The 16302-nt window shown below is 65.9% G+C and carries 11 protein-coding genes; 7 read left to right on the forward strand and 4 right to left on the reverse strand.

What is annotated here, in order from left to right; translation table 11 throughout:
• The first annotated feature begins 132 nt into the window (after positions 1-132).
• Both hpf and secA read left to right on the forward strand, forming a co-directional pair.
• The gene (gene hpf, locus CGZ88_RS00890; protein WP_026645099.1) at positions 133-819 is read left to right on the forward strand and encodes a ribosome hibernation-promoting factor, HPF/YfiA family; all 687 of its coding nucleotides are present in this window, start codon (positions 133-135) and stop codon (positions 817-819) included.
• Between the two features lie 241 nt (positions 820-1060).
• Entirely contained in the window at positions 1061-3988 is a 2928-nt protein-coding gene (gene secA / locus CGZ88_RS00895; RefSeq protein ID WP_101670874.1) for a preprotein translocase subunit SecA, read from the forward strand.
• Positions 3989-4073: 85 nt separating this feature from the next.
• Here the strand turns inward: secA and CGZ88_RS00900 are convergent, their stop codons facing one another.
• The gene (locus CGZ88_RS00900) at positions 4074-5021 is read right to left on the reverse strand and encodes a DUF6892 domain-containing protein (protein ID WP_026645097.1); all 948 of its coding nucleotides are present in this window, start codon (positions 5019-5021) and stop codon (positions 4074-4076) included.
• Between the two features lie 164 nt (positions 5022-5185).
• Between CGZ88_RS00900 and trpD the strand changes: the two genes are divergently transcribed.
• Positions 5186-6235 carry an anthranilate phosphoribosyltransferase gene (gene trpD, locus CGZ88_RS00905; RefSeq protein WP_026645096.1) on the forward strand — a complete coding sequence of 350 codons (1050 nt, stop codon included), beginning with the start codon at positions 5186-5188 and terminating at the stop codon, positions 6233-6235.
• Between the two features lie 68 nt (positions 6236-6303).
• On the opposite strand, the gene CGZ88_RS00910 is transcribed toward trpD, so the two are convergent.
• Positions 6304-6834 carry a hypothetical protein gene (locus tag CGZ88_RS00910; protein WP_101670875.1) on the reverse strand — a complete coding sequence of 177 codons (531 nt, stop codon included), beginning with the start codon at positions 6832-6834 and terminating at the stop codon, positions 6304-6306.
• Positions 6835-6882: 48 nt separating this feature from the next.
• On the opposite strand from CGZ88_RS00910, the gene CGZ88_RS00915 reads away from it, so the two are divergent.
• The gene (locus tag CGZ88_RS00915; protein WP_026645094.1) at positions 6883-7608 is read left to right on the forward strand and encodes a lysophospholipid acyltransferase family protein; all 726 of its coding nucleotides are present in this window, start codon (positions 6883-6885) and stop codon (positions 7606-7608) included.
• 131 nt (positions 7609-7739) lie between these two features.
• Here the strand turns inward: CGZ88_RS00915 and CGZ88_RS00920 are convergent, their stop codons facing one another.
• Both CGZ88_RS00920 and CGZ88_RS00925 read right to left on the reverse strand, forming a co-directional pair.
• The gene (locus CGZ88_RS00920; RefSeq protein WP_101670876.1) at positions 7740-9962 is read right to left on the reverse strand and encodes a Stk1 family PASTA domain-containing Ser/Thr kinase; all 2223 of its coding nucleotides are present in this window, start codon (positions 9960-9962) and stop codon (positions 7740-7742) included.
• An 84-nt stretch (positions 9963-10046) separates the two neighbouring features.
• Entirely contained in the window at positions 10047-11135 is a 1089-nt protein-coding gene (locus tag CGZ88_RS00925; RefSeq protein WP_101670877.1) for a polyprenyl synthetase family protein, read from the reverse strand.
• Positions 11136-11415: 280 nt separating this feature from the next.
• On the opposite strand from CGZ88_RS00925, the gene CGZ88_RS00930 reads away from it, so the two are divergent.
• From CGZ88_RS00930 to CGZ88_RS00940, 3 genes are all read left to right on the forward strand, one after another.
• Positions 11416-12180, forward strand: a complete 765-nt coding sequence (locus tag CGZ88_RS00930) for a hypothetical protein (RefSeq protein WP_155802789.1) — start codon at positions 11416-11418, stop codon at positions 12178-12180.
• A gap of 151 nt (positions 12181-12331) precedes the next feature.
• A complete protein-coding gene (locus CGZ88_RS00935; protein ID WP_101670878.1) occupies positions 12332-13792 on the forward strand; it encodes an RNA polymerase sigma factor in 1461 nt (486 codons plus the stop codon).
• Between the two features lie 170 nt (positions 13793-13962).
• Positions 13963-16293: a DNA gyrase/topoisomerase IV subunit B gene (locus tag CGZ88_RS00940; RefSeq protein ID WP_026645090.1), complete on the forward strand. Its 2331-nt coding sequence runs from the start codon at positions 13963-13965 to the stop codon at positions 16291-16293.
• Positions 16294-16302 lie beyond the last annotated feature (9 nt).

Consider the following 16302-nt stretch of genomic DNA (forward strand, 5'->3'; position numbering starts at 1 on the left):
AAAAGTTAAACCAGCAGCTTTACCGCACTTTCCCGCATGTCGTCGGTTACAATGAGTGATATCCGGACGGCGGAACCGTCGTCCCGGTCCGTATATAGCGGCATGCCGCCGCTTGAGTCTAGGGAGGTCCACATGGATATCGTGATTACCGGCCGTCACATTCAGATCAAGCAGAAGTTCCGTGACGTCGTCGAAAGCAAGATGAATCGTGTGACCGCAATCGCCCCTGATGCGCAGCGCGTCCAGGTCGTGCTGTCGCATGAGGGCAATCCGCGTATGCATGACACGGCGATGCGCGTCGAGCTCACCGTCATCGCCGGCGCCACCGTCATCCGCGCCGAGGCCTCGAGCCTCGACGAGATCAGCGCGCTCGATCTGGCGCTCGACAAGCTGACGCTGCGTCTGCGCCGTGCTCGTGACCGCCGCAAGGATCACCGCAAGAACTACACGCCGGTCCCGGTCGACGCGGGCGAGTTCGTGCCGCCGTCCGAGGAGGAAGAGGACATCATGGGCGCCGCCGCCGACGCCAACAGCCCGGCCGCCGCGGTCGCGTCCGATCTCGGCCCCGGCGAGTCCATCGAGGTGCACGTCGGCGATACGCCGATCGTCATCCGCCGCAAGCTCCACGTCGCCGAGCCGATGAGCATCGACGAGGCGCTCTACGAGATGGAGCTCATCGGCCATGACTTCTTCCTGTTCGTCAACAAGGACACGATGCGCCCGTCCGTCGTCTACCACCGTCACGGCTGGAGCTACGGCGTCTTCGAGATCGACACCCCGGAGAACATCAAGAAGGCCGAGGAAGCCAAGAAGGCCTGATCTTGGGCCATACGCGCCGGCAATCTGAAAGGTCGCCGTGCAGCGGTCGGTCGGGGACGGCTCCCGAGGAGGGGGGCCGTCCCCGATTTTCGTATCCGGGGAGGGGCGCCGGACGGGCGTTTGTGGATGTCCTGTGACAGAACGTGAGAAATTTACGTAAACAGGTCGAAAAACGAAGGGGAAAATCCGTCCGTCCGTTATTGTGGATGATGTTAGCGACCATCTCACAAAGGGAGTGACATTGGTAGACATCGTAGACAAGGCCCTTCGCATGGGCGAAGGCCGTCAGATCAAGCGCCTGGAGAACGTGGCCAAGGAGGTCAATGCGCTCGAGGACCAGATCGCGGCGCTGAGCGACGAGGAACTCAAGGGACAGACCGCCAAGTTCAAGGAGAAGCTCGCCAACGGCGCGACGCTCGACGACATCATGGCAGAGGCCTTCGCCACCGTGCGTGAGGTCTCGAAGCGCACGCTCGGCCAGCGCCACTTCGACGTCCAGCTCATGGGCGGCGCGGCGCTGCACTGGGGCAACATCGCCGAAATGAAGACCGGTGAAGGCAAGACGCTCGTCGCGACGCTGCCGAGCTACCTCAACGCGCTCGAAGGCAAGGGCGTGCACGTCATCACCGTCAACGACTATCTCGCGAGCTACCAGAGCGAGCTCATGGGCCGCATCTACCGCTTCCTCGGCATGAGCGTCGGCTGCATCGTCACCGGCCAGAAGCCGGCCGAGCGCCGCAAGCAGTACAACGCGGACATCACCTACGGCACGAACAACGAATTCGGCTTCGACTACCTGCGCGACAACATGGCGTGGGAGAAGAACGAGCTCGTGCAGCGCGGCCACCACTACGCGATCGTCGACGAGGTCGACTCGATCCTCATCGACGAGGCGCGTACGCCGCTGATCATCTCCGGTCCGGCCGAGGGCGACGTGACGCGCTGGTACCGCCAGTTCGCCAAGCTCGTGCTCAAGCTCGTGCGCGACGAGGACTACGAGGTCGACGAGAAGAAGAAGACCGTCGGCATCCTCGACCCGGGCATCACGAAGATCGAGGACTACCTCGGCATCGACAACCTGTACGAGCCGAGCAACACGGCGCTCATCGGCTACCTCAACAACGCGATCAAGGCCAAGGAGCTGTTCCTGCGCGACCGCGACTACGTCGTCACCGGTGGTGAGGTGCTCATCGTCGACGAGCACACCGGCCGCATCCTGCCGGGCCGCCGCTACAACGAAGGCCTGCATCAGGCGATCGAGGCGAAGGAGAACGTCGAGGTCAAGGCCGAGAACCAGACCTTCGCGACGATCACGCTGCAGAACTACTTCCGCATGTACGACAAGCTCGCCGGCATGACCGGCACCGCCGAAACCGAGGCCGCCGAGTTCATGGGCACCTACAAGCTCGGCGTGCTGCCGATCCCGACGAACCGACCGATGATCCGTCAGGACAAGGACGACCTGATCTTCCGCACGAAGAAGGAGAAGCTTCAGGCGATCGTCAAGGACGTCGCGGAACGCCACAAGAAGGGCCAGCCGGTCCTGCTCGGCACCGCCTCCGTCGAAGCCTCCGAAGTTGTCTCCTCACTGCTCGACGTCGTCGAGATCCCGCACAAGGTCCTCAACGCGAAGCAGCACGAGAAGGAGGCGGCCGTCGTCGCCGTCGCCGGCCGCAAGGGCGCCGTGACCGTCGCGACGAACATGGCAGGCCGAGGCACCGACATCATGCTCGGCGGCAACGTCGAGTTCCTCGCCGACGCCAAGCTCAAGGAGGAAGGCTACTCGCCGGAGGACACGCCGGAGGAGTACGAGAAGCTGTGGCCCGAGACACTCAAGCAGATCAAGGAGCAGGTCAAGGACGAGCATGAGGAGGTCGTCGAACTCGGCGGTCTGTACGTGCTCGGCACCGAGCGCCACGAGTCGCGCCGTATTGACAACCAGCTGCGCGGTCGTTCCGGCCGTCAGGGCGATCCGGGCGAATCGCGCTTCTACCTGAGCCTCGAGGACGACCTGATGCGCCTGTTCAACACGCAGCTCGTCGCGCGCGTCATGGCCAAGGGCATGCCGGAAGGTGAGCCGATCGAGTCGAAGGCCGTCTCCAAGGGTGTGCGCAACGCGCAGAAGGCCGTCGAATCGCGCAACTTCGAGATCCGCAAGAACGTCCTCAAGTACGACGATGTGATGAACAAGCAGCGCACCGTCATCTACTCCGAGCGTCAGGCGGTGCTCAAGGGCGAGGATATCCACGAGGACATCGAGCGCTTCATCAAGGACACGATCACGAGCTACGTGACCGGTGCCAAGCGCGGCTCCGACAAGCCGAAGGACTGGGACTGGGACGGCATGTTCAAGGCCGTGCGCGGCATCTTCCCGACGACCGTGACCGAGGACGAGGCCAAGAAGGCCGCCGAAGGCCTCAAGGGCGAGAAGGCCGTCGACGCCGTCGTCGACCTCTTCGTCAAGGATGCGCAGGAGCAGTACGCGCAGTTTGAGGATAAGCTCGGCAAGGAGGGCCTGCGCACGCTTGAGCGTCGCGTCGTGCTCGCCGTGCTCGACCGCAAGTGGCGCGAGCACCTCTACGAGATGGACTACCTCAAGGACGGCATCGGCCTGCGCGGCATGGGCCAGCGCGATCCGCTCGTCGAATACCAGCGCGAAGGCTACCAGATGTACAACTCGATGATCGAAGCGATCAAGGAGGAGTCCATCCAGCTGCTGTTCCATGTGGACATCGACTCGGTCGCGCAGACGCGCGACCACGAGGATATGGCCCAGGATGTCACCGACGATCAGGTCGTGGATGCCGCGGAGACCGCGCTCGGTGAAGGTGTGGACGTCGACGAGCTCAACGACGACGAAGTGCGCGAAGTCGAGCCGGAGGAGCCGTCGAAGTACGACGACACCGCCGATGAGACCGCAGTCGCGATGGGCGAAGAAGTCAAGCACGCAGTCGAGCAGATCGACGAGAACGACATGCACTCGCCGATCGGACCGGCTCCGATCTCGCACGCCGAAGGCAAGGTGCCGGCGAACAAGCGCCCGAAGAACGAGGAGCTCAAGACGCCGTGGGCGGACGGACGCACATTCCCGGGCACGCCGAAGAACGCGCAGTGCCCGTGCGGTTCGGGCAAGAAGTACAAGATGTGCCACGGCCAGAACGAGCAGTGAGCCGACCCAAGCGTCAATCACTGATCGGGATATGACGGCGGGGGCGCCGCAGCAGTTGCTGCGGCGCCCCCGCCGTTTTCAAATTTCATAGCGGGCGCACGTCGATGCCGTGCGCGGCGAAGACGGTGCTGACGCCGGCGTAGTCGCCGCTCATGATCGTCGCCGAGCGCAGATTCGGGAACTGCGCCAGTTCGGCCGTGCTCACGGCGTCGAGGTCGAAGACGTCGTCCTCGCCGTCCCACTGTGGAATGATGTTCATGTACACATCGTCGGCGCCGTCCATCGTGAACGACGTGAGTTCAGATGCCAGCCGGGCGGGGATGGGCAGCCGCTTGAACCAGTTGAGTGCAGGACGGATGACTGTCTCGCTCTCGGTGTCGATTGGTTTGCCGGAATACTGCGCGGCGAAATCGAAGATGTCGAAGCGCGGCGTGAGCACCTCGAGTTCGTACATGAGCCGCTGGATGACGGCGAGCTTGAAATTGAGATGGGTGAAAGCCAGCACCGGTTCCTTTGGTTTGCGGATCGTGTAGTTCGCCGGAGGGAACCTGCGCTCGGGACAAAAAGAGACGGACAGCGGATCGTTGACGTCGGGTGCCGGACCGTCGGGGCCGTGGCCGTCTTCGGGCCAGCGGATGACATGGAGTGCGCCGATCTCGTCGCGGTCGGAGATGAAATACAGCGGATTTCCGCCGGCCTTCGCGATGCGCGCGGCGCAGGGGGAGTCCGGCAGCACGCGCTCGCGCCATTGCGGGCGCACAGCGGGACCGCAGTAGACGTCCATGCCGGTGATGATATGGTCGTCGTCGATGTACGCGTCGCGTTTGCGCAGCCAGTCCATCGGTGCGCGCAGGGGAGCGAATACCAGACCGAGCCCGTCGTAGACGAGATGGCGCGCGCCGTGCTCGTCCACGACATCTCGGTCCGGCATGCAGCCGAGCGCGGCAGTGAGCTCGCCGATGGACATCGGGAAGGGGACGGTGACGGCGTCGAAGCTGACGGCGTCGTCGGACAAGAGGATTGTATGCGGCATGGGTGCCTCCGTCGATGTTGCGATCGGTGTTGCGATGGAGGTGATTGTAGAGAGACGCAGACCAGACGTGAGGCGCATGACCATGATGCGGGAATCGAAACAGGTTCGTTGCACGGCCTTCCTAGACTGGTCGATGCATTGCACGATACCGATGAGGAGAGGTCATGGCCGACATCACCTGGAAAACGATCCTGATGAAGCTCGTGAAGGGCGAGCATCTGAGCGCCGAGGAATCCGAGTGGTTCGTCGACGACCTCATGCAGGGCAACGCGCAGCCGGCGGCCGTCGGCGCCGTGCTTGCAACGCAGCAGCAGCTGGGCCTGACGGCCGCCGAGGTCGCGGGCGCCGCGAAGGCGATGGTGGCGCACGCCGTGCCGCTCGACGTGAACCGTGAATGCACCGACATCGTCGGCACCGGCGGCGACGGCGCGCACACCGTCAACCTGTCGACGATGGGAGCCGTCATCGCGGCGGCCGCCGGCGTCATGATCGTCAAGCACGGCAACCGCGCGGCGAGCTCGAAATGCGGCGCCGCCGACTGCCTCGAGGCGCTCGGACTGCCGCTCGACCTCAAGCCGGCCGCCGTCGCCGAGATCGCCGACGAGGTGGGCATCACCTTCGCGTTCGCGAAGACCTTCCATCCGGCGATGCGCTTCGTCGGACCGGTGCGTGCCGCGCTTGGCGTGCCCTGCGTTTTCAACGTGCTCGGACCGTTGACGAACCCGGCGAACCCGAAGCACATGGCGATCGGCTGCGCGAATCGCGCGATGAGCCCGATCATGGCCGCCGTCTACGCGGCGAACGGCCAGAGCGGTATGGTCTACACATCCAACGAGGGACTCGATGAGATGGCGCCGACCGGTCCGATCTCGGTGTGGGAGTTCAAGGACGGCGAGGTCGTCGAGACGACCTTCGACCCGATCGAGGAACTGGGACTCGCGAAGGTCACGATCGACGATCTGCGCGGCGGCGAGCCGGACTACAACGCGCAGGCCGCGCGCGACCTGTTCGCCGGCAAGGACGTGCCGTTCCGCACGACGGCGCTGCTCAACGCGGCATCGGCGATCGTCGCCGACGGATCACTCATCGACGCCGACGCGACGCTCGCTGAACGCTTCCGTCAGGCCTATGCGATCGCCGAACGCACCGTCGACGAAGGCAAGGCACAGGCGCTGCTCGACGAGTGGATCGCCGTCGCGAAGAGCAAGGCCTGAAGGCAGCGCAAGGCCTGAACGGGGCCTTGCAATGTGGATTATTCGGCGCCCGCGGATGAATGGATCGTTCAGACGCGGGCGCCGTTGTCCGAATCGTCGTCGTGAATGACGTCGCGGCCCTCGTGCTGCGCGATGAGGCCGCCAGCACCGACGAGGACGCACAGCGCGGCGATGAGGCCGACGATGCCGGCGACATGCGGCAGGCAGGCGGCGAGGATGACGCCGACGACGCCGATCGCGCCGATCGCTGCGCAGATGAGCTTCGAGACGCGGATGCCCTTGAGTGACGGGTTCGGCGCCGAGAAGCCCATGCCGTGGCGGTCGAGGACGTCGTCGGTGTCGAGCCAGCTGCTTGTGTAGTCGCGCGGGCCGCGCCCCGCGCCGGTGAACGCCTCGTCGGACAGGTCGTCGACGGTGAGCATCGTCTTTTTCTCCTCGCGCCGGGCGTGGCGGTCGAACTTCTTCGCCGTGCGCGAGCGCTCCACATCCTCGAGCTCGCCGGCGTGGTCGTTGAGGAAGGCCTCCCAGTCGTCATGTCCGGACGCATCGTTGCCCCGGCGCGCGTCGCCGTCGTTGCTGCTATTGTTGAGGTTGGTCATGACCACTACTGTAGCAAGCGGAATGTGAAGCGCGTAAGGAGACTTCGGATGCTGTACTGGTTTTTCGTCAAGACGCTTGGGCCGATCGCGCGGCGGCGCTTCAATCCGACGGTCGAGGGCCTCGAACACATCCCGCATGAGGGTGGCGCGATCATCGCCGCGAACCATCTGGCCGTCATCGACGACGCGCTGCTGCCGATGACGTGCCCGCGCATGATCCATTTCATGGGTAAGGCCGAATACTTCGAAGGCAAGGGCCTCAAGGGCCGGTTCAAGAAGTGGTGGTTCTCGTCGGTCGGCGTCTTCCCGGTCGACCGTTCCGGAGGCTCCAAGTCGCTCGGTGCGCTCGAGCATGCACGTGAGATCATCGAGGACGGCGAACTGTTCGGCATCCACATCGAAGGCACGCGCAGCCCCGACGGCCGCCTGTACAAGGGACACACCGGCGCCGCGCGACTCGCGATCGAGACCGGCTGCCCGATCGTGCCGGCCGCGATCATCGGCTCGCGCGAGCTGCAGCAGCCCGGTCAGGTCATCCCCGGCAAGGGCAGCAGCAAGGTCATCTACGGCGAGCCGATCCCCGTCGAGAAGACGGCCGCCGATCAGGTCACGCATGAGCGGCTGCGCGAACTGACCGACGAGGTCACGCGCCGCATCCAGGCGATGAGCGGACAGGAATACGTGCCTGAATACGCGCAGGTCGTCAAGAAGCAGATGCAGCAGGAGCAGGCGGCGATCGACGCTGCCGCCGCGCAGGAAGCCGACCGCGAGTAGAAGAAGCAGAACGTTCCGTGGCTTCCGGTCGGAAGCCGCATATGGAAGGAGCCGGGCGACCGATCATGGCCACCCGGCTCCTTCCATATGCGCCGCCGTACTCGAGTGGCTACACTCAGACTACGTACTGCTCAGACGACGCGGATCGTCACCGTCGTCGGTTCGCCGTCCTTCGTGCGCTTCGGCACGTCGGTGCCGGCCGCCGGATCCTGGCTTTGGACGAGGTGCAGCACCTCCGCGCCGGCGAGCGGCCTTTCGATCTTGACCTTGAAGCCGAGCGCCTCGAGCTCCTTGCGCGCCTCGTCCGTCGATTTGCGGACGACGTCGGGCATCTTCACGGTCTCCGGGCCCTTCGAGAGCGTCACTGTGACCGAATCGCCCCAGTGCAGCGTCGATCCGGCGTCCTGTGAGGTGTAGAGGACGCGGCCCGCGGCGACGCTGTCGCTGTACTCCTCGTTGAACGTGACCTCGAGCTTGTCGTCCTTGAGAGTCTTCTGCGCGTAGTCCTTCGTCTGGCCGATCAGATCGGGCATCTGCACCGGCATCGGCCCCTTGGACAGCACGACGTCGACGGTTTCGTTGTGCGCGATCGTCGTGCCTGCATCCGGCGTAATGCTGATGATCATGCCCTGCGGCACGTCGAGCGACCATTCGTCGGTGTCGTCCGCATGCTTGACGTGTTCGATGCCGGCCTGCTTGAGCGCGGCGAGCGGATCGTCCGACGATGTGATGTCCTCGGGGATCGTCACCTGCTGCACGCCGAGCGAGACGACGACCCTGACCATCTGCTCGTGGCGTTTGCTCACATGCGCGTCGACGTAGGCCGGATCGGTGGAGATGATGTCGCCTTCGGGCACGTCGTCGCTGTGGGCCTCGCTCACCGCATAGTGGATGTCCGCGATGTCGAGCGCGCTTTTGTACTGCTTCCAGTCCACGCCGGTGATCTTGCATGGCGCGTTCTGCTCACACGTGAGTCCCTCGGGCTTCGGCATCGTGTTGTAGCTGCCGGGGCCCGCGTAGTACCACCACGCCCATGCGCCGCCGGCGCCGAGCACGGCGAGCACCGCCACGATGATGCCGATGATGAGGCCGACATGGCGCTTGCGGCGCGGCTGCATCGCCGTCGGGCTGTCATCGCCCGCCGGGGGACGCCCATCCGTGGGGGAGGACTTCGGCATCGCGATCGTGCTCGTCGGATCGTTGTTCGCGCGCGGCGCCATGCCGCTGTGCATGCGCGCCATCGGCTGCGCCGGCGACCCCGGATGGACGTCGGAAGCCGGCTGTGTGCTGGGTGTTGATTGTGTGCTGGGTGTTGATTGCGCGCCCGACGTCGGTTGTGTGTGGGGTGTCGATTGTGCGTTGGGCGTCTGCTGCGTGCCGGGTGTCTGCTGCGCGTTGGGCGCCGGCGTGGGCATGTTCGCGGCGTTCGCGGCGAGCGCTGACATCGCCGTCGTCGCCTGCGGCTGTGCGGACGGGTCGTAACGGTAGCGCAGCGCGTCCGGCGGCAGCGTGCGCATGAGCTCCTGAAGTCGGTCGAGTGCGACCGACGCGTCGGCGGGACGGTCGGACACGTCGCGGTTCGTCAGGCTGGAGATGAAACGGGCGACGCGCGGGTCGATGCCGGTGCACACCGTCGCGACCGACGGCACGTTCTCGTTGACGTGCTTGAAGACCATCGTCACCGGATTGTCGGTCTGGAACGGCACGCGGCCGGCGAGCATCTCCCAAGCCATGATGCCGACCGAGTAACAGTCGCCCTGCGGCAGCGCCTCGTTGTCGCTGATCATCTCCGGCGCGAGGTACGCGGCCGTGCCCAGCAGCATGCCGGTCGACGAGAGCGTGGCCTGCGAGATCGCCTTCGCGAGGCCGAAATCGGTGATCTGGACGCGCCCGCGGTTGTTGATCAGGATGTTCTCGGGCTTGATGTCGCGGTGCACGACGCGCGCCGCATGCGCCGCCGCGAGTCCGCTGAGCGTCTCGGCGACGACGCGCAGCGTCTCGCGCACGCTGAACGTGCGCTTGCGCTGCATCTCGGCGCGCAGGTTGACGCCCTTGACGTATTCCATGACGAGGTAGTCGAGGCCGTCGTGCTCGCCGGTGTCGTAGACCTGCACGATGTTGGGGCTCGCGATCGAAGCGGCTGCGTTCGCCTCGCGGTGGAACCTCGCGATGAACTGCTCGCGGTACGGTCCCTGCGCGAGCTGCTGATGCATGATCTTGATCGCGACGTCGCGGCCGAGCCTGACATCCACCGCCTGATAGACGGTGGCCATGCCGCCGTCCGCGATCTTGCGCACGATGCGGTAGCGGCCGTCGACGAGCCTGTCTTTGGGCATATCCTGCGCTTCACTCATGCTTGATCCGTCGTATCCCTTACCCGAAAAGCTGTGCGGCCGTGAAGGCCGATGACGACGTCATTCTACATGGTGGTGTGCTTCTCATGCGCGCGCCGACTGAGGGATGAACCGCGCGCAGATCGCGGTCAGGCGCGCGGTGCGTTCGGCGTCGAGTCCCATCGCGTCGATCGCGTCGCACGCGCGGTTCCACATCTCCTCGATGCGCGCGTAGGAGCGGTCGATCGCGCCGGTCGAGCGCATGAGCGCCGTGACGCGTTCGACGTCCGACGCCCCGCGCCGGCGCTTCGCGTAGATGCGCGTGAGCTCGCGCGCCTCCTTCGGCGAGGCGGCGCGCAGCGCGTCCGACAGCAACACCGTGCGCTTGCCTTCGCGGATGTCGCCGCCGACGGGTTTGCCGGTCTGGCTCGACGAGCCGATGACGTCGATGAGGTCGTCGGCGAGCTGGAAGGCGACGCCGAGCGGCCAGCCGATCGCCATCGCATGGCGCGCCGCCTCCTGCTGGTCCATGCCGGCGGAGAGGAACGCGAGTTCGAGCGGCGCGATCGTCGTGTAGCTCGCCGTCTTCCAGCGGAACACCTCGTAGGAGGCCTTGCCGAGCCGGTCCGGATCATTCAACGGCATCCGCTCGATCGCCAGGTCGAGCACCTGGCCGATCTCCACTTCGTGATGCATCGTGATGAACGTGCGCCGCAGATCCCTCGCCTGCGGGATGTCGAGCCGCTGGCTCGCGTCGTCCATGATCGCCGTGCAGGCGGTGGCGAGCAGATCGCCGAGCATGACCCCGAGTCCCCGGCCGATCGCCTCGCTGTGCGTCGCCTGTTCGAGCGCGCGGTGCGCCGACGGCTTGCCGCGCCGCAGATCGGCGTCGTCGATGATGTCGTCGTGCACGAGCGCCGCCGTCTGGAACACCTCGATCGCGCAGGCAATGTCGAGCATCGCGCAGCGGCGAGCCTCGCCAGCGTCCGGCGCGAACAGATCGTAGGTCTCGAGCGCGAGCAGCGCGCGCAGCCGCTTGCCGCCTTCGCTCGAGACGACGGCCTGGTCGATCGTGCGTTCGAGCGTGTCGTCGAGCTCCGGGGGGATGTCGGCCTGCCGGGCCAGTCCCGCGTATTCGCGCACGAGCGCGCCGATTCGCGATTCGATCTGCTGCAAGTCAGTGGAGGGGCTCATAGCTGCCATTCACCCACAGCGTTGCGACAATCGCAGGCGTTCCATGATGGCTGACGGCGATCGCATCGGCGATCTTCGACGGCCATCGTCGGCGCCCCGGGCGTGGCGGATTTCCCCGTGCGCGAATTGTGGATAACGGTACCGTCCGTACACATGCCCCCGTTCGGCTGGACGCCGCCGGTGCGCCTTGGCGAGAGTGGAGACGCGTCCGGTTCCGTGTGGATCCGGACGCTCGGCCGACGCGGCCGGAACAACAGGCCCGACACGATGAACGGAGGCAATGATGGGCAGCTACAACGAGGAGACCAAGCGCAACGAGACGACGATGGACGAGAACATCGAGTCGACCAACCGTGACGCATCGATCGGGACGGCGGAGGCCGTCGGCACGCTGTTCGTCCCGCTCGAGGGATTCGAGCCGGACGAGGATCGGATCATCGACGAACGCGACGCCGAGCGCTGCCAGACGCTGCACGAGCGCTACCGCGAGCGCTGCCGCGACCGCGGCCCCGACGAGGCGACCGGCGAACGGTTCGCCGAGGTGTGCGCCGACTGGCTCGCATGGCTCGACGCCGACGACTTCGACCCCTTCGACTGCGAGGCGGAGCGGCTGTGCGCGCTCGCGGTGCTGATGACCGATTCGCTCGCCTCGCGCGACGCGCTCATCATGACGCTCGTCGCGCCCGGCGACACGCACGACGCGGCGGATTTCGCCGGCTTCGCCGTCCATCCGCACGCGCCCGGCAACGCGGCGCGCATGGAACGCGAACTCAATGCGGCGTTCACAGCGCAGGAGCCTCCCGACGTCGAACGCATCCTGCGCGGCGTCGAGATCTGCGAGCGCGCCGCGCAGATTGTGCCCGACGCCTTCGCCGCGCATCCACTCGCCGTCGCCTCCTACGGGATGTGGTGGACCGGCGACGCCCGTGCGCTTAAGACGGCGGCGCACGCGATCATGCTCGACGAGGGGATGCGTCTGGCCGGCATCATCCTGACGGCGTTGCTGCGCGGCGTCGCACCGCAGTGGCTGGAGACGCGCCCGTGACGCGGCCGACGACATGCGCGGGGACGTGGAATAATCGTCCCCGCGACATGGTTAACTCACTTAGTGCGCGACTTGCCCTTGCCGCAACTATGCCTTCGCGAAGGGAGGCGGCCCGGGCGTCGCATGATCATGAGCGAGCAGGAGGAACAGTTTGGCCACGAAGCGAACGGCGAACACCACGGGCAAGTCGGAAGACAAGGACACCTCCACCGTCGAAGGCGCCTCCGCCAAGAAGGACAAGAAGGAGACGGCGGGCAAGCCGGCGAAGCGTACGCGCAAGAGTACGTCCTCCGCGTCGGGCACGCGCAAGGCCGCGGCGAAGAAGAAGTCCGCATCCACCGAGGCCACGAAGCAGCCGCGCAAGGCCGCGGCGAAGAAGAGCGCGAAGAAGGAGACGGCCAAGCGCGCCGCGCAGCCCGAGGACGACGAGGACGTGATGCTCGACGAGGACGACGAGCAGATCGACGAGGAGAGCCTCGACCTCGACGAGGACCTCGATGACGTCGATGACCAGGACGAGGACGACGACGAGGACGAGGACGAATCGGAGCCCGAGCCCGAGGAGGACGAGGACGACGAGGAGAAGAAGCCCGAGGAACCCAAGGAGAAGGGCGCCTTCGTCGTGCGCGACGACGATGACGACGAGACGCTCGCGCCGACCGGCACGAACCCGCGCCGCCGCGTCGTCACGACGGGCGCGACCGCCGATCCGGTCAAGGACTACCTCAAGCAGATCGGCCGCGTCTCGCTGCTCAACGCCGAACAGGAGGTCGACCTGTCCGAACGCATCGAGGCCGGCCTGTATGCGCAGCACCTGCTCGACACCGAAGGCGACAAGCTCGACTTCAAGCGCAGGCGCGAGCTCAAATGGGCGGCCGCCGACGGCAAGAAGGCGAAAGACCATCTGCTTGAGGCGAATTTGAGGCTCGTCGTTTCGCTCGCCAAGCGCTACACGGGACGCGGCATGCTCTTCCTCGACCTGATTCAGGAAGGCAACCTCGGCCTGATCCGCGCCGTCGAGAAGTTCGACTGGAAGAAGGGCTTCAAGTTCTCCACCTACGCAACCTGGTGGATCCGTCAGGCGATCACGCGCGCGATGGCCGACCAGGCGCGCACGATCCGCGTGCCGGTGCACATGGTCGAGGTGATCAACAAGCTCTCGCGTGTCCAGCGCCAGATGCTGCAGGACCTCGGCCGCGAGCCCACGCCGGACGAGCTCGCGCGCGAACTCGACATGCCGGTCGAGAAGGTGCAGGAGGTGCAGAAGTACGGGCGCGAGCCGATTTCGCTGCACACGCCGCTCGGCGAGGACGGCGATTCGGAGTTCGGCGACCTCATCGAGGACACCGACGCGATCGCGCCGTCGGACGCCGTCGCCTTCTCGCTGCTCCAGGAGCAGTTCCGTCAGGTGCTCGAGACGCTCTCGCCGCGCGAGGCGGGCGTCATCAAGATGCGCTACGGCCTCGAGGACGGCCAGCCGAAGACGCTCGACGACATCGGTCGCGTCTACGGCGTGACGCGTGAACGCATCCGCCAGATCGAGTCGAAGACGATGTCGAAGCTGCGCCATCCGTCGCGTTCGCAGACGCTGCGCGACTTCCTCGACCAGTGACAGCAATCTGAGCAACGGTGCGGCGGCCCGCTCAGGTCGGCCGCCGCAGCACAAGAGCGCGGGCCATGCGGCTGCGCGCTCTTTTGCGTGCAACCTTGACATGACCTGCATGACAGAACCTGCATGACAGACGGGCGGCCCGCGGCCGCCGCAACCCAGGAAGGCGGAAGATGGCGAAGAAAGACTACGGCGCCGACTCGCTGACGGTCCTCGAAGGCCTCGACGCGGTGCGCAAGCGCCCCGGCATGTACATCGGCACGACCGACACGCAGGGCCTCATGCACTGCCTGTGGGAGATCATCGACAACGCCGTCGACGAGGCGCTCGCCGGTGCGTGCACGCACATCGTCGTCACGCTGCACAAGGACGGCTCGGTCGAAGTCGCCGACAACGGACGCGGCATCCCGGTCGACGTCGAGCCGAAGACGAAGCTCACCGGCGTCGAGGTCGTGCTCACGAAGCTGCACGCCGGCGCGAAGTTCGGCAACGCCTCCTACAACGCGGCCGGCGGCCTGCACGGCGTCGGCTCGTCAGTCGTCAACGCGCTGAGCTCGAGGCTCGACGTCGAGGTCGACCGCAACGGCAACACGTATCACATGGCCTTCCATCAGGGGCATCCGGGCGTCTACACGGACGCCGACCCGGCGCATCCCTCGCCGGACGCCCCGTTCAAGAAGACGCGCAAGAACCGGCCGACCGAACTCGAGATCATCGGTCACGTCAAGCCGAAGACGACTGGCACACGTATCCGCTACTGGGCCGATCCGGAGATTTTCAACGACACGGCGCGCTTCGACTACGATCAGCTCATCGACCGTGTGCGCCAGACGAGCTTCCTCGTGCCGGGGCTCAAGATTGACGTCGTCGACGAACGCATTGAGGCGACCGGCGACGAGCGCGTCGACGCGCTCATCGAGGACGACGTCGACGTCGCGCAGGCCGCGCAGGCGGAGACCGACGAGGATGAGAACGCCGCGATCGAGCGTGCCGAGGCGGGCGACGACGCGATCGCGCGCACCGAGGCCGAGCAGGCGCAGCAGGAGGCGAACGCGGGTGTCGCGACGACGCTCGAGGCCGAGGTCGCACCGTCGTCCGCGGCGCCGACGCCGGGGCATCGGCGCGTCGAGGAGTTCCGCCACACCGGCGGCGTCGTCGACTTCGTCGACTTCCTCTCACATGGCGAGCCGATCTCGAACATCTGGAAGATCACCGGGCAGGGCACCTACCATGAGGAGACGCAGGCCGTCGACGAGCACGGCGACCTGCACGCGCAGGACATCACACGCGAATGCGACGTCGACATCGCGCTGCGCTGGGTCAACGGATACGACACGACGATCCGCAGCTTCGTCAACGTCGTCGCCACGCCCGGCGGCGGCATGCACGTCGACGGATTCCTCAACGCCGTCACCAGGCAGGTGCGCAAGGCCGTCGAGGACAATGCGCGCAAGCTCAAGGTGAATCTCAAGGACGCGAAGATGAAGGTCGAACGCGACGACATCCTCGCCGGCCTCGTCGCCGTCGTCACCGTGCGTATCGCCGAACCGCAGTTCCAGGGGCAGACGAAGGACGTGCTCGGCACCGCACAGGTCAAGCCGGTCGTCACGCGCATCGTCGACAAGCAGTTCTCCGAGATGATCACCGGCGCCAAGCGCGGCTACAAGGAGCAGTCGTCGCGCGTGCTCGAGAAGATCGTCGGCGAGATGCACGCGCGCATCCAGGCGCGCAAGACGAAGGAGGTCGCACGCCGCAAGACGGCGCTCGAATCGGCGAGCATGCCGCCGAAGCTCTCCGACTGCCAGCCGGGCAACGACGACGTCGCCGAACTGTTCATCGTCGAGGGCGATTCGGCGCTCGGCACGGCGAAGGCGGCTCGCAACTCGGCGTTCCAGGCGCTGCTGCCGATCCGCGGCAAGATCCTCAACGTGCAGAAGGCGTCGCTCGCGCAGATGCTGTCCAACAAGGAATGCGCGGCGATCATCCAGGTCGTCGGCGCCGGGTCGGGCGCCTCCTTCGACCTTGCGCAGGCGCGCTACAACAAGATCATCATGATGACCGACGCCGACGTCGACGGCGCGCACATCCGCACGCTGCTGCTGACGCTGTTCTACCGCTATATGCGTCCGCTCATCGAAGCCGGCCATGTGTATGCGGCCGTTCCGCCGCTGCACCGGATCGCGCTGACGGGGTCGCGCAAGGGCGAATACATCTACACGTACTCCGACGACGAACTCGCCGGCAAGCTCGAACAACTCGATCGCGACCACATCGGCTACGCCGACGACATCCAACGCTACAAGGGTCTGGGCGAGATGGACGCGAACCAGCTCGCCGACACGACGATGGACCCGCGCACGCGTCTGCTGCGGCGCATCCGCATGGAAGACGCCGAGCGCGCGAGCGCGATCTTCAGTCTGCTCATGGGCGACGAGGTGCCGCCGCGCAGGCAGTTCATCGTCGACAACGCCGACGACTTCGACCGTTCGAAGATCGACACCTGATCCGTTGAC

The organism is Bifidobacterium anseris, assembly GCF_002860345.1.
Lineage (GTDB): Bacteria > Actinomycetota > Actinomycetes > Actinomycetales > Bifidobacteriaceae > Bifidobacterium > Bifidobacterium anseris.

Bases quoted from the DNA above. Each gene is read 5' to 3' on its own strand.
- CGZ88_RS00930 (WP_155802789.1), top strand. From the start codon at position 11,416: ATGATGGGCAGCTACAACGAGGAGACCAAGCGCAACGAGACGACGATG.
- CGZ88_RS00925 (WP_101670877.1), bottom strand. From the start codon at position 11,135: ATGAGCCCCTCCACTGACTTGCAGCAGATCGAATCGCGAATCGGCGCG.
- trpD (WP_026645096.1), top strand. From the start codon at position 5,186: ATGGCCGACATCACCTGGAAAACGATCCTGATGAAGCTCGTGAAGGGC.
- hpf (WP_026645099.1), top strand. From the start codon at position 133: ATGGATATCGTGATTACCGGCCGTCACATTCAGATCAAGCAGAAGTTC.
- CGZ88_RS00940 (WP_026645090.1), top strand. From the start codon at position 13,963: ATGGCGAAGAAAGACTACGGCGCCGACTCGCTGACGGTCCTCGAAGGC.
- CGZ88_RS00915 (WP_026645094.1), top strand. From the start codon at position 6,883: ATGCTGTACTGGTTTTTCGTCAAGACGCTTGGGCCGATCGCGCGGCGG.
- CGZ88_RS00920 (WP_101670876.1), bottom strand. From the start codon at position 9,962: ATGAGTGAAGCGCAGGATATGCCCAAAGACAGGCTCGTCGACGGCCGC.
- CGZ88_RS00910 (WP_101670875.1), bottom strand. From the start codon at position 6,834: ATGACCAACCTCAACAATAGCAGCAACGACGGCGACGCGCGCCGGGGC.
- CGZ88_RS00900 (WP_026645097.1), bottom strand. From the start codon at position 5,021: ATGCCGCATACAATCCTCTTGTCCGACGACGCCGTCAGCTTCGACGCC.